The following is a 14,111-nucleotide window of genomic DNA, read 5'->3' on the forward strand; positions in this document are numbered from 1 at the left end:
TGGCGGACCGCCAGCGCTAGCTGCAGGTTGAGCCAGGACAGGCAGAGCAGGTGAATTTGTTTAACCCACAATGGCCTTAGCGGCTATTCCGCTTATGTGTTGGTTTTTTGACGCTTATGTGTTGGTTTTATGGCGATTTTACATGCCTTTAGCGGATATACCGCTTATTGCGGCGGAAAGCAGCGGTTTGGGGTTAGGTTTACTCAGGTTTCGATGGTGTAAGCGGCTATTCCGCTTATGTGCTGGTTTTGTCGCGATTTTGCATGCCTTTAGCGGATATATCGCTTATAGCGGTGGAAAGCAGCGGTTTGGGGTTAGGTTTACTCTGGTTTCTATGGTGTAAGCGGCTATTCCGCTTATGTGCTGGTTTTGTCGCGATTTTGCATGCCTTTAGCGGATATACCGCTTATAGCGGCGGAAAGCGGCAGTTCGGGGTTAGTTTTGCTCGGGTTTCGATGGTGTAAGCGGCTATTCCGCTTATGTGCTGGTTTTGCAGCGATTTCGCCCACTGAGAGCGAATATGCCGCTATCGGCGGTCAACTGCACCACGCAAACAAACAAAGGGCTGGCCCCGCAAGTCATAACCATGACTTGCGGGGCCAGCCCTATTCTTTTTAAGCCTTCGGATCAAACGAACTCTTCAGCGACACGATGCGGTTGAAGACAACCTTCTCATCGCTGGTGTGCTTCGGATCTACGTTGAAGTAGCCGTGGCGGAAGAATTGGAACTTGTCCTGTCCGCGCGCTTCCTTCATGTTCGGTTCGACGAAACCTTGCAGCACGTCGAGCGAATTCGGATTGATGCGCTCCAGGAACTCTTTGCCGTCATCCTCCGGATTATCGAGAAGCAGCGGCTCGAACAGGCGGAATTCCGCCGGTACGGCTTGGGAAGCTTCCACCCAGTGGATGGTGCCTTTCACCTTGCGACCGGTGAAGCCTGATCCGCTCTTCGTTTCCGGATCATACGTGCAGCGAAGCTCGACTACGTTGCCTGCCTCGTCCTTCACCACTTCTTGGCAGGTAATGAAGTAAGCATGCTTCAAGCGGACTTCGTTGCCCGGGAACAACCGGAAATATTTGTTCGGCGGGTTCTCCATAAAGTCATCCTGCTCGATATAAATTTCACGCGAGAACGGAATTTGGCGGCTGCCCATCTCTTCGTTCTCCGCGTTATTTTCGGCCTCAAGCATTTCCACTTGCCCTTCCGGGTAGTTGGTGATGACCACTTTCAGCGGTGCAAGCACGGCCATCGTGCGCGGCGCCTTCAGCTTCAAATCCTCGCGAATGAAGAACTCCAGCATCCGCTCATCCACTACGCTATATGCACGCGCTACGCCGATTTCGCGGCAGAAAGCACGCAGCGATTCAGCCGTGAAGCCGCGGCGGCGAAGACCGCTGATCGTCGGCATGCGAGGGTCGTCCCAGCTTTCGACGACGCCTTGATCGACGAGCATTTTGAGGTAACGTTTACTCATGATCGTATTCGTCACATTCAAGCGGGCAAACTCATATTGACGCGGCTGCGATTCCATCTCGCATTCGATGATCGTCCAATCGTACAGCGGGCGGTGATCTTCGAACTCCAGCGTACAGATCGAATGCGTTACACCTTCAATCGCATCGCTGATCGGGTGCGCGTAGTCATACATCGGATAGATGCACCAAGCATCGCCGGTCCGGTGGTGATGAGCATGAGCAATACGGTACAGCGCAGGGTCACGCAGGTTGATGTTCGGCGAGCTCATGTCGATTTTGGCACGCAGAATCCGTTCGCCGTCCTTGAACTCGCCTGCACGCATACGAGCGAACAGATCCAAGTTCTCTTCCACGCTGCGGTCACGGTAAGGGCTGTTTTTGCCAGGCTCGGTCAACGATCCGCGCATTTCGCGCATTTGCTCGGCCGTCAGGTCGCAGACGAACGCTTTGCCCTTCTTAATGAGAAGCACCGCACGTTGATAGAGCTCCTCGAAATAATCCGAAGCAAAGCGAAGGTCGTCCCACTCGAAACCAAGCCAAGTCACGTCCTCTTGGATCGATTCCACATATTCCGTATCTTCTTTTACCGGATTCGTATCGTCAAAACGCAGGTTGGTTTTCCCGCCATATTCGTCGGCAAGCTCAAAATTCAAACAGATCGATTTGGCATGGCCAATATGCAGGTAACCGTTCGGCTCCGGCGGGAAGCGAGTAATGACCTCGCTGACTTTACCGGCTTTCAAATCTTCAGCCACGATATTTTTAATAAAGTTAGAGGATGATGTCTTGTTCTCCATTGCGACCAACCTTTCCTACCTAAAATCTTATCCTACTATCATACACAATTTTCAGAGTGTTTATAAATAGCAATCTTGACATTCCATTGGCGAAATAAATATACTTAGGTTAGCTAACCAAACTAAATGCATGATGCAAAAAAGGAGCACTTCCTATGCAAGGTAATAACGAGCACGACCGCGGCACTGCCCACCAGCTTATCCGCGCATTCCGACAGCTCAAGCATATTCCGTTTAAGAACCGAAATCCGATCGAGAATTGCACGCCCAGCGAGACGATGACGCTGTTTACCATCGGAGGAGCCATGCGTTCCAATCCCGCAGGACTGAAGGCATCGGAACTCAGCAGTCTGATGAACGTCGCCTCGCCTACGATCACGCAAACAGTCAATGTGCTCACGGCAAGAGGTCTGCTTGAGCGCAGCGCGGACCCGAGCGACCGCAGAGTGGTACGGATTAAGCTGACGGAGGAAGGCGCCAGGCTGACCGGTCTTGCCCGAGCCGCCATGCATGCCCGGATGAACGGACTGATCGAGCATCTGGGCGAAGATCGTGCAGCGCTGCTGGTAGAATTGCTCGATGATGTTTTCGCCTTCTATCACGGCGAGCGGCCGGAGGAATATTCCGTATGGTGCAAGGACAATCCAAGCAAACCAACCAATTCCAAAGAGGGTGAATAAGCGTTTATGATGAAACTGCTTCGCATGCTGCGGCCTTACCGCATCCCTGTTTTATTTGTTCTATTATTCGTATTCCTTCAATCGTTATCCGATTTATATCTCCCGACGCTGCTCGCCGACATCGTCGACAAAGGCGTCGTACAAGGAGATAACCCGTACATCTGGCGGATCGGCGGGTTCATGCTGCTCATCGCGCTGGGCGGCGGTATTTGTTCCATCGGTGCCAGCTTCTTGTCCGCCAAGGCGGCAGGCGGCTTCGGCCGCGACCTGCGCAGCCGCGTTTTCGGGCATGTAGAGAAGTATTCCCTGCATGAATTTGACCAAATCGGCACTGCCTCCCTCATTACACGGACGACGAACGACATCACTCAAGTACAGCAAGTACTCATGATGATGATGCGGGTCATGGTCATGGCTCCGATGATGTGTTTCGGCGGGATCATTATGGCCCTCTATAAAGACGTCAATCTCTCATTCATTATTATTGCGATCGTACCGGTTCTCGCACTCATTATCTTCGCGATCGTTAGCCGTGGTGTCCCGCTGTTCAAGGCGATGCAGAAGAAGATCGACAAGCTTAACCTTGTACTTCGCGAAAATCTTACCGGTATCCGCGTTATCCGTTCCTTTAACCGGATCAACCACGAGCAAGGCCGTTTCAATGATGCCAATTTCGATCTGACCGATACGTCGATCAAAGTAAACCGGATCATGGCCTCGCTTATGCCTGCGATGATGCTCGTGTTGAATTTTGCGAGCCTTGCCATCGTTTGGTACGGCGGACTTCGAATTAACAGCGGCCATATGGAGGTCGGCGACTTGATGGCCTTCATTCAATACGCGTGGCAAATTATGTTCGCGCTGATCTTTGCCTCCATGATGTTCGTTATGATTCCGCGTGCATCCGCTTCGGCCACTCGGATCAACGAGGTGCTGAACATGGTACCGGATATCACAGACCCTAATGCAGCTTCATCGGCTCGATCAGCTGCTGCAAGCGGTGAGCTTGCTTTCAACAATGTATCCTTTCATTACCCGGGTGCCGAAATGCCGGCGCTCTCCACCATTTCGTTCCGCGCCGGTCGCGGCGAAGTGACGGCCATTATCGGCGGCACAGGCTCCGGCAAATCGACGCTCATCAATCTTATTCCGCGCTTCTATGATGCTTCAAGCGGCAGCATTACGATCGGCGGCATCGATGTACGCGAGATGTCGCAAGAGACGCTGCGTTCTATGATCGGCCTCGTGCCGCAGAAGGCGGTGCTCTTCACGGGGACCATTGCCGAGAACATCCGCTTCGGCAAAGAAGATGCAACGGACGAGGAGATTCGTCATGCGGCCGTTGTAGCGCAAGCCAGCGACTTCATCTCTGAGATGAAGGAAGGCTTCGGCTCGCCGATCGCGCAAGGGGGTACCAACGTATCCGGCGGTCAGAAGCAGCGGTTGTCCATTGCCCGCGCACTCGTTCGCAGACCTTCGGTCTATTTGTTCGACGACAGCTTCTCGGCGCTCGACTTCAAGACCGATGCCAAGCTGCGTGAGGCACTGCGCAGTGAAACGACGGATGCGACAGTCTTGATCGTTGCCCAGCGGGTTAGCACCGTCATGGATGCCGACCGCATTATCGTACTCGATGACGGCCAAATCTCAGCGATTGGCACACATCGCGAGCTGCTGCAATCATCCACCGTCTATCGCGAAATCGTCACGTCACAGCTGTCAGAGGAGGAAATCGCATGAGCGAACAACAAAGAGGTCCTGCAGGCGGCGCAGGCGGCCCAGGTGGACCGGGCGGACCGGGCGGTCAACGGCCAGGCGCCCCAACCGGCCCGGGTCCAAGCAATTTCGGTTTCGGCCCGGGACGCGGCGGCCCTGGCGGCATGATGGTTATGCCGGTTCAGAAGGCGAAGAACTTTAAAGTTACGCTGCGCAGACTAACCGGTTATCTGAAGCCTCACCGCACGGCACTGCTTATCGTGCTTCTGACTGCAGTACTCAGCACGGTCTTCTCGATTCTCGGACCGAAAATCATGGGGAAAGCCACAACGAAGCTGTTCGAAGGACTGATGGGCAAGATTAACGGCGTACCCGGTGCAGAGATCGACTTTCATTATATTTGGCAAATCCTTGTTGTACTCGCGGTCTTATATGTAATCAGCGCAATGTTCAGTTTCATTCAGCAGTATGTCATGGCAAGCGTCGCGCAGAAAACCGTATACGATCTTCGCAAAGACGTGAACGAGAAGCTGGCGCGATTGCCTCTGAAGTTCTTCGATTCCCGCACGCACGGGGAAATACTGAGCCGCGCGGTCAACGATGTCGATAACATCAGCGGAACGCTGCAGCAAAGCTTGACGCAGTTCATCACCTCCTTCGTGACGCTGATCGGCGTTATCGTCATGATGCTGACGATCAGCCCGCTCATGACGCTCATCACGGTTGTGACGCTGCCGCTTAGCTTCCTCGCGATCAAGATGATTGCGAAGCGATCGCAGCTTTATTTTAAAGGACAACAGAAGGCACTTGGCGAACTGAACGGCCACGTTGAGGAAATGTACACGGGACACAATATCGTGAAAGCGTTCGGTCATGAGCGCAAGTCCGTTGCCAAGTTTAATGCGGTCAATGAGGAGCTGTATCAATCCGGCTGGCGCGCGCAATTCGTCTCCGGGATGATCATGCCGATCATGGGCTTCATCGGCAACATCGGCTATGTACTGGTTAGCGTCGCGGGCGGCATACTCGTGCTGCACAAGTCGATTACAATCGGGGACGTGCAGGCGTTCATCTCCTATTCGCGCCAATTCGCGATGCCGATTACGCAAACCGCTCAAATCGCCAACATCATTCAGTCGACGATTGCTTCCGCGGAGCGGATTTTTGAGCTGCTGGATGAGGAAGAAGAAGTGCTTGAGGCGGATGCTCCGATTGCCATTGTAAGCAGCCAAACAGCTGCCGGTACCATTGTCGGTAAAGCAATCAGGCCGAAGGGCGACGTGAGCTTCAACCATGTGCAATTCCGCTATAAGGAAGACACGGCGCTCATCGAAGACATGGACATCCATGTCCGCGCAGGTCAAACGATCGCCATCGTCGGCCCAACCGGCGCAGGTAAAACAACGCTGATCAACCTGCTGATGCGCTTCTATGAGCTGAGCAGCGGCAGCATCACCATTGACGGCGTAAATCTAACGCAGCTTCGCCGAGGCGCTTTACGCAGCTTGTTCGGCATGGTGCTTCAGGATACGTGGTTGTTCAACGGGACGATCCGCGACAATATCGCTTATGGCCGTATCGGCGCTTCGGAAGACGAAGTGGTCGCAGCTGCCCGGGCCGCTTACGCCGATCACTTCATTCGTACGCTGCCGGACGGCTACGATACGATTCTGAATGAGGAAGCCTCGAATATTTCTCAAGGCCAGAAACAATTGCTCACCATTGCCCGCGCCATTCTTGCCGACCCTGCCATCCTCATCCTCGATGAGGCGACAAGCAGCGTCGATACGCGGACGGAGATTCATATTCAGCATGCGATGAATCAGCTGATGCAGGGACGGACCAGCTTCGTCATCGCCCACCGTCTCTCGACAATCCGGGATGCCGATCTCATTCTCGTCATGAACCACGGTACCGTGATCGAGCAAGGCACACACGAAGGCTTGCTCGCTGCCGGCGGTTTCTACGCCGACCTGTACGAAAGTCAGTTCAGCAACCGCAAGCGTCAGGATGTAAGCTAGCTTACTATCCGTTGGTTGCCGAAAAACAGAACCTCCATACCTACCTTTCTCGGTGGGATGGAGGTTTTGTCGTTCTGTCGCAAACCACGCCTTGCGGCGACTAAAAAATGGAAGCGCATGGTATACTGAAATGGAAATTTATTGCCCGCTAATTTAACAACTGGGGGAATCCGAGATGTTAGCCACGATTCTGATTACCGCTGTTTTCTTGCTTGTCGCGCTGCCTCTGCTCGCGTTCTTCAGCTATATGTACATCCTCTCCAAGCGGCCCAAGCATTCCATTATCCGATCGCATCCGTTTCTTGGCTGGATGCGTTATTTGCTGGAGAAGCTGGGTCCGGAGTTCCGGCAATATTGGTTCGATAATGATACGGAAGGCAAACCGTTCTCGCGGGCAGATTTCGTCGGCCTCGTGTATGCGGCCAAATACCGCACCGATCTCATCTCTTTCGGCGGGCGCCGTGACTATGAGAAGCCGGGCTTCTACTTGTCCAATGCGATGTTTCCCAAGCTGACGAGCGAGCTGAAGGTCGACAACCTTCAGCTTGTGCCCGGAAGAAAATACGTCATCACCGATGAAGGGCTGTTTACGCGCAAAGAAAAAACCGTCGACGAGAGCGTGAAGCGCTGGCTCCTCGCTGACGACGATGTCATTATCGTGGGTCAAGATCGCCCTCAGCCCTGGCGGCTGAAAGGCATGTTCGGCGCGTCCGCCACTTCCTTCGGCGCCGTCGGCGAGAACTATATCCAATCGACAGGCAGCGGCGCCGCTATGGCCGGCGGGTCTTGGATCAATACAGGCGAAGGCGGCGTTGCAGGCGTTCACCTCGCAACCGGGGTGGACGTCGTTTCCCAGATCGGCCCCGGTATGTTTGGTTTCCGTGACGACCTGGGTAAATTCTCCATAGAAGAGTTCAAGCGCAAAGCAGAGAATCCGAACATTAAAGCCTTCGAGCTCAAATTCCATCAAGGGGCTAAGATCCGCGGCGGACATCTGGAAGGCTCCAAGGTAACGGAAGCGGTAGCGGCAGCAAGGCTGGTCCCGGTCGGCAAAACCGTCAATTCGCCCAATCGCTTCGAAATGCTGACGAGTCCGGAAGAAGCGCTCCGTTTCATAAGCTCCTTGCAAGAGGCCGGCGGCAAACCTGTAGGCATTAAGATCGTCGTCGGGGACCCGAACCGGCTGGAGCCGTTATTCTCGGCGATGCTGGAGCTGAACATCTACCCCGACTTCATTACGGTCGACGGCTCCGAGGGCGGGTCCGGCGCCACGTTCAAAGCGATGGCTGACGGCATGGGCCTGCCGCTATACGCAGCGCTCATCATTCTCGACGACACCGCTCGCAAATTCGGCGTTCGCGAGCGCATTCGCATCTTCGCCTCCGGCAAGCTGATCACGCCGGATAAAGTAGCGATTGCCCTCGCACTTGGAGCAGACTGCGTCAATTCGGCGCGCGGCTTCATGATGGCTAACGGCTGCATCATGGCGATGCAATGTCACACCGGCAAATGCCCGACCGGCATCACCACAACCGATGACAAGTATCAAGCCGCACTCGCGCCTGAGGAGAAGCAGTGGCGGGTCATGAATTATATTTTGCAGCTGAGGGAAGGTTTGTTCTCGCTGTCTGCCGCATGCGGCCTGGAGAGCCCGCGCGGGCTGCGACGGGAGCATGTGGTATTCACGACCGAAAGCGGCCAAACGACCCGAATCGCCGATCTCTTCCCTTATCCCGAGCCGCAATAATCAATAGGGTTTTTCTTACATTCGTATTGACAAAGACATACTTTCCCCATTAAACTTACTATATAATATTTAGCTTATTATTAATTGTAAGTAAACTTAGGAGGTCAATTCATGTCTTTGTCCAAATGGATCGTTGATGCAAGCCACAGTAGTGTTGATTTCACAATCAGACATATGATGATTGCTAAAGTTAAAGGCACGTTTCACGAGTTTAATGCCACAATTGAAGCGGATCCAACGGATTTGACTACAGCAAATATTGAATTTAACATTGCGCTTAGCAGCATTGACACTCGTAATGCCGATCGCGATAATCACCTGCGCACCGGTGATTTCTTCGATATCGAGCAATACCCAACCCTATCCTTCAAATCGACATCCATCAGCAAAACAGATGATGGCGAATATAACGTTAACGGCGATCTGACTTTGCACGGCTTGACTCGTACAGAATCGTTCACCGTTACTTATGAAGGCAGCGGCAAAGACCCATGGGGCAACGAGAAAGTTGGCTTCAGCGGCAAAGGCGCTTTCAAACGCAGCGATTACGGCCTGACTTACAACGCGGCGCTTGAAACAGGCGGCGTTCTAATCGGCGACGAAGTAAAATTCACAATCGAAATCGAAGCTTCCAAACAAGCTTAATTTCACGCTTTTTATAGCAAAAAGACCCGCTGTCGGCGGGTCTTTTTCTCATGTTATCAGACGACCTATGCCGCCTTCATCATCATAAACTGAATTCCTCTTGCTCCTCTAAAGAAACCCGCTTATCGCCAATGCGCACATGGATAACCGGTCCCTGTTGATTAGCCACCGTAATGCGGCCATCGCGAACTTCAACAAGCAGCTTATTGCTCAGCATTGCAATCCCTTCCGCTCGTACCCAGTCCACCCCATCCGGCAGCTGCGGCGCAATCTCGATGAGCTGCTGGTCGGCGAATGGGCGGACGCCCAGCAGTCCGGTGACCATATTCCCGATCACGGAATACGACACCTCCGGATACTCTCTGCGCTTCATCCCTTCGTCACACAGCGAGAGAATAGCCCGATAAGCCTCTTCTTTCTCCCCCGAGGCATAGTAGATATCAGCCAAATGCGACATCTCCTCCACATTGGAGACTCCATTGCGAATGATGTCTTGCACCGCCAGCTGCCGCTTCTCAGCCGATGCGATCAGCCCGAAATAGACTGGCATGTATTGCGCCGATAAATAATAGCTGTTATGAAATTGACCATCCTGCAAAATAGCCGCACTAAACCGCTGCTTCGCCTCACTCCACCACTCTGTATCAAACATCCGCTGCAGCCGCTCCGCCAAAGCCCTATAATGTGCCGCTTTGTCATACTCCCCGCGCAGCGAAGCCATAGCACTATAGGCGGCGTAAGCGCCATATTGCGCCGCTACAAGATCGCCTCCCACTCGAGGTGTAAGCGAATCCTCCACGTAAGACGCAATACCGCGCCGGCCTTCCCCCTTCACATGGTCGGGAATGCCGTCTCCATCACGATCCCAGCGCTGTACATAGTCATTTAGGCTTCGCTCATAGAACGTAAGGAACCGTTCATCCGTTAGAAAATCCCTATCCCCGCTCCACAAATATTGCCGATAGCAGCAGTCGATTACGTCGAAGTTGGCAGGCAAGTTGTACCAGAAATCGGCATCGCTCGTATAATCATCCGGGCATGGAAGCCCGTCCTTCGTTATTTCCCAGTACGTGCACCAATCCTTAGACTCGCTAATGTTCTCCGCAAACTTCAGCAGCATATTCTTCGTATGCGCGCCTAACCCAAGTACAGCGGCTCCCGCGCTCATATGCGCCACATCGCGCATGCAGAACGCCTCGCGTCCCGGCAGCGCCGCTTCGTACCACGGTCCAACCGGATCACTTACCGACGCGTAAGCTAGCGCCTGCTCCTTCGCCCAGCGCGCGGCAGCCTGAAGCGCTTCGGATGAAGAAGTCAGCTTAAACGGACTTAATACGGATCTCGGACTCACTCCATAACCTCCCTTATCTCAAAGCAGCCGAATCGTTATTACTTGACAGAGCCTAACGTAATCCCGCCGATAAAATATTTCTGCAGAAACGGATACACGCACAGAATCGGCACCGTCACGAGGACGGTTGTCGCCGCACGCAGCGTCTGCGGAGATAAGCCCTGAAACTTATGCAGCAGCAGCTGTTGATCGCGAATTTGCTGTGTAGCCTCGACTTCCAGAAGCAGGCGTCTCAGGTACACCTGGAGCGTATCGAACTTCCCGTTAAAGTTGTACAGAATAACATCGAACCAAGAGTTCCAGTGACCTACCGCCCCATAGATGGATACTGCGGCGAACACCGGCATCGCTACAGGAATGACAATTCGCCAATAGATGCGGAGCTCCCCTGCTCCGTCAATCCGCGCCGATTCGAACAGCGCTTCCGGCAGGTCGGAGATATAGGAAGCCATGAGCAGCATGAAGTACGCATTAATGAGTCCCGGAATCCAGTACACCTGAAACGTATTCGTCAAATGCAGCTGGTTCATCAGAATATAAGTCGGGATGATGCCGCCGCTGAAGTACATCGTCATAAAGAACAGAATGCGCATGAATTTGCGGCCCGAGAACGTCCGAATGCTGATGATGTAGGACAAGAGCCCCGTCACGAACAAGCAGGTACCCGTGCCGATCACGACGCGCAGAATAGACCAGCCGAGTCCCCTTAGCAGCTTCTCATTCTCGAATAGCATGCTATAGGCGGAGAATGAAACCTTGCGCGGGAAGAAATAAATGCCGCCGCGCGCCGCATCTTTGCCGTCATTGAAGGACAGCGCCAGCAGATTGATGAACGGATAGACAACGATAAAAGCCAGCAGCAGCAGCGCGGCAATGATGAGCACATCCGCCACCCGGCTTGCAAAAGAGGGCTTAATATAAGAAGTTTCCATCGCGAGCAGTCCTCCTTCCTAGAAAATAGATGATTGCATGTAGCGCTTGGACAGACGGTTCGCCACGATGACGAGAATAAGACCGATTCCGCTCTTCATCAACCCGACGGCTGTTCCGTAGGAGTAATTCCCGAGCTGTACGCCGAAGCGATACACATACGTATCAATAACCTCGTAATGATCCTGCGTGAGCGGGTTTCCGATCAAGAGCTGCTGCTCGAAACCGGCATTCAGAATGCCGCCAATTGCGAGAATGAGCAGAAGTACGGCCGTAGAACGGATACCCGGAATGGTAATATGGCGGATAAGACCGAAGCGCCCCAGTCCGTCTACCCGGCCTGCTTCATACTGCTCCTTATCAATGCCCGCGATGGCGGACAAATAAATAATGGCGGAGAAGCCCATGTCCTTCCACACATTGCTGCTTACAAGGATCGTCCAGAAGTATTTGCCCTCTGTCAGAAATCCGATCGGGCCTTCAATGATGCCAAGCCTGAGCAATATATCGTTCAGAATCCCGTCGCTTCCCAGCAGCGTAATGAGGATGTTGGCAACCACCACCCACGAGATGAAGTAAGGGATATACGACAGCGATTGAATGGTCTTTTTAAAATAACGGCCTTTCAATTCGTTCAGCAGCAGCGCGAGAATAATCGGGGCAGGAAACCCAACGATTAGGTTTAAGAAGCTAATGACGAGCGTATTGCGCACGATTTGCACAAAGTCCGGTTCATTGAAGAAGCGAACGAAATTGTCAAACCCGATCCAATTGGAGAACATGGAATGTCCGGGAACATAATTTTGAAAGGAAATAAGCAGTCCATACATGGGGTAATACGAGAACGTAAGCACCCATGCGATCATCGGAATACAGAGCAGCCAAATTTGCCGTTCACGCCGCACTCTTTTCCACAGCTGTGTCATACGTGTGCCTCCTACTTAAGAATCACGTTATTCTGTTTTGAAAAAGGGGGCTCCGTTCGGAACAGGAACGGCCCCCCGCGTGCTTTACTGCAATTTAGCCAGATTGTTCTGATATTCCTTGGTGCGGAAAGCTTCGATGTCTTTCAGGCCAAGCTTCTCTGCTTTATCCCGCATATCGTTGAAGGCGTTAACCGCCTCCTGCTCGGTTTTGCTCATGACCGCCTTGGCGAAGCCGGTTTTGATCAAATCTTCAATCTGCTGGTTGACGATGGTCAGCGGATTATCGACCGAGAATACGACGCGTCTTGCGGTGTTGTCATAGATCGTATCCTTCAGGTTCGTGTTCATCAGCGCTTTCCACTTGTCTTCCATGTTGAAGTTCTGATCGTACCAAGCGGTGCTCTTATTGTCGTCGCTCATGATTCCTTGCGGATGAGCCAGCCAAATTTGGTTCCAGCCCGTCAGTTCATCTTCCTTCTCAAAATCAAGCGTACCCGCAAACAGCTCCTTCTTGTGCTCCTCGTTGAAGGACCATTTGCCGCCTTCTTCATAGTTCCAAACCGACTCCGGTAAATTCGGAATGCCCCAGCCCAATAAACGCGTGCCGATTGGCGTCATTTCAAAATCAAGGAATTTGATAATGTCTTCGGGATGCTGTTCTTTATCCGTAATGACCGTATAGTTCCAGCCCGTTGTATCTTTAGGGGACAAGTAGGCGGCTTCGGCCTCCGGCGCTTTCAAGCCGATCTGCACGTAGCGCTGCTCATCCGTCCAGCCCTGCATGGTCGTCTTCCACACCTCATGGCCGGCATTCCACGACTGCCACCAAGGTCCGATATGGCCGAGAATGCGTTCGTTCGAGAACTTCAGCTTCCAATCATCGAATTTGTTCAAGAAGCTGTCCGGATCCATCAGCCCTTCGCGGAAGAAACGATTATAATATTTCACCGCTTCAAGACCTTCCGACGTATTCAGCCAATGCGTCAGGTTGTGGCTCGCATCTTCCTTGTAGCCATCCTTCAAGCCCCAGATGCCCATTACGTTATTGATGCCCACCTGATCGTTCCAGGAAATCGCGTACGTTTTCTCGCCCTGCGCGTTCTTCGGATGCTCGGCCACCATTTGCTTCAGCACATTGTAGTAATCATCCGGCGTCTCGATCTTCGGCGAGCCCATCGCTTGATACCAATCCCAGCGAATGTGAGCGCTAAAGTCCGGAATCGGCAGGTAGCCCCAGCCTCTCGGCAGTCCCCATAGCTTGCCGTCCTTGTCCAGGTAGGAGTTGTATTTATCGCCGAGCTCTTTCTTGATGTTCGGGCCGTACTTGTCAACCAGAGGGGCTAAGTCAATCAGCTTGCCTTGCGAGCGCCATTTGTCCAGGGATTCGCTGTCGATGGAAGACATTACGCCGGGATAATCGCTGGAAGCCAGCATTAGGTTCAGCTTCTCTTTGCCATCCACGTCATAGGATGTTTTCTTCACGTCTACGTTGAAGTTTTCTAGGATGTAATCATGGATCGCAACTAATTTCTTAGCTGCTTTATCGGGATTGTCTTTGTCGGCAGAATAATAATCGATCGTAATCGTCTTGTCCGGAACCGTCCAGCCGAACGCATTAACCTTCGGTGCAGCTGCCGCATCTGTCTCTGTATTCTGCTGCGTGTTTGTTGCTGCGCCTGTCGATTCGTCGTTCGCGTTCGTATTCTTGGCGTTGTCCGAGCAGCCAGCCAGCAGCCCTCCGGTTAGAAGCACCGAGCCTAATACCAAAGCCGTACTTTTTCTAAACTTCATCCTTTCATCCCCCTAACAAAATAGTGATTCG

General features: G+C 52.9%; 10 protein-coding genes. 5 read left to right on the plus strand and 5 right to left on the minus strand.

Annotation, left to right across the window (positions count from 1 at the left end; translation table 11 throughout):
* Positions 1 to 614: 614 nt before the first annotated feature.
* Complete coding sequence (locus AC50Y3_RS14400) at positions 615 to 2,273, minus strand: glutamine--tRNA ligase/YqeY domain fusion protein (protein WP_494819416.1); 1,659 nt, start codon at positions 2,271 to 2,273, stop codon at positions 615 to 617.
* A gap of 155 nt (positions 2,274 to 2,428) precedes the next feature.
* Here AC50Y3_RS14400 and AC50Y3_RS14405 point away from each other — a divergent pair, with 155 nt between their 5' ends.
* From AC50Y3_RS14405 to AC50Y3_RS14425, 5 genes are all read left to right on the plus strand, one after another.
* Entirely contained in the window at positions 2,429 to 2,953 is a 525-nt protein-coding gene (locus AC50Y3_RS14405; RefSeq protein ID WP_494819417.1) for a MarR family winged helix-turn-helix transcriptional regulator, read from the plus strand.
* 6 nt (positions 2,954 to 2,959) lie between these two features.
* Complete coding sequence (locus AC50Y3_RS14410; RefSeq protein WP_494819418.1) at positions 2,960 to 4,693, plus strand: ABC transporter ATP-binding protein; 1,734 nt, start codon at positions 2,960 to 2,962, stop codon at positions 4,691 to 4,693.
* Positions 4,690 to 6,690 (plus strand): ABC transporter ATP-binding protein, encoded by a 2,001-nt coding sequence (locus tag AC50Y3_RS14415; RefSeq protein WP_494819419.1) that lies wholly within the window; start codon positions 4,690 to 4,692, stop codon positions 6,688 to 6,690. Before AC50Y3_RS14410 ends, AC50Y3_RS14415 begins: the two co-directional genes overlap by 4 nt.
* A gap of 175 nt (positions 6,691 to 6,865) precedes the next feature.
* Entirely contained in the window at positions 6,866 to 8,437 is a 1,572-nt protein-coding gene (locus AC50Y3_RS14420) for a glutamate synthase-related protein (protein WP_494819420.1), read from the plus strand.
* 111 nt (positions 8,438 to 8,548) lie between these two features.
* Complete coding sequence (locus AC50Y3_RS14425) at positions 8,549 to 9,082, plus strand: YceI family protein (protein WP_494819421.1); 534 nt, start codon at positions 8,549 to 8,551, stop codon at positions 9,080 to 9,082.
* An 82-nt stretch (positions 9,083 to 9,164) separates the two neighbouring features.
* Here AC50Y3_RS14425 and AC50Y3_RS14430 read toward each other — a convergent pair whose 3' ends face one another.
* The 4 genes from AC50Y3_RS14430 to AC50Y3_RS14445 all read right to left on the minus strand — a co-directional run bounded on the left by AC50Y3_RS14430 (position 9,165) and on the right by AC50Y3_RS14445 (position 14,080).
* Positions 9,165 to 10,433, minus strand: a complete 1,269-nt coding sequence (locus tag AC50Y3_RS14430; protein WP_494819422.1) for an MGH1-like glycoside hydrolase domain-containing protein — start codon at positions 10,431 to 10,433, stop codon at positions 9,165 to 9,167.
* A gap of 38 nt (positions 10,434 to 10,471) precedes the next feature.
* Positions 10,472 to 11,365 carry a carbohydrate ABC transporter permease gene (locus tag AC50Y3_RS14435; RefSeq protein WP_494819423.1) on the minus strand — a complete coding sequence of 298 codons (894 nt, stop codon included), beginning with the start codon at positions 11,363 to 11,365 and terminating at the stop codon, positions 10,472 to 10,474.
* Between the two features lie 18 nt (positions 11,366 to 11,383).
* On the minus strand, positions 11,384 to 12,289 hold the full coding sequence (locus AC50Y3_RS14440) for an ABC transporter permease (protein ID WP_494819424.1): 906 nt from the start codon (positions 12,287 to 12,289) through the stop codon (positions 11,384 to 11,386).
* Between the two features lie 84 nt (positions 12,290 to 12,373).
* Entirely contained in the window at positions 12,374 to 14,080 is a 1,707-nt protein-coding gene (locus AC50Y3_RS14445; RefSeq protein WP_494819425.1) for a type 2 periplasmic-binding domain-containing protein, read from the minus strand.
* Positions 14,081 to 14,111 lie beyond the last annotated feature (31 nt).

Source organism: Paenibacillus sp. J22R98, from assembly GCF_059383835.1.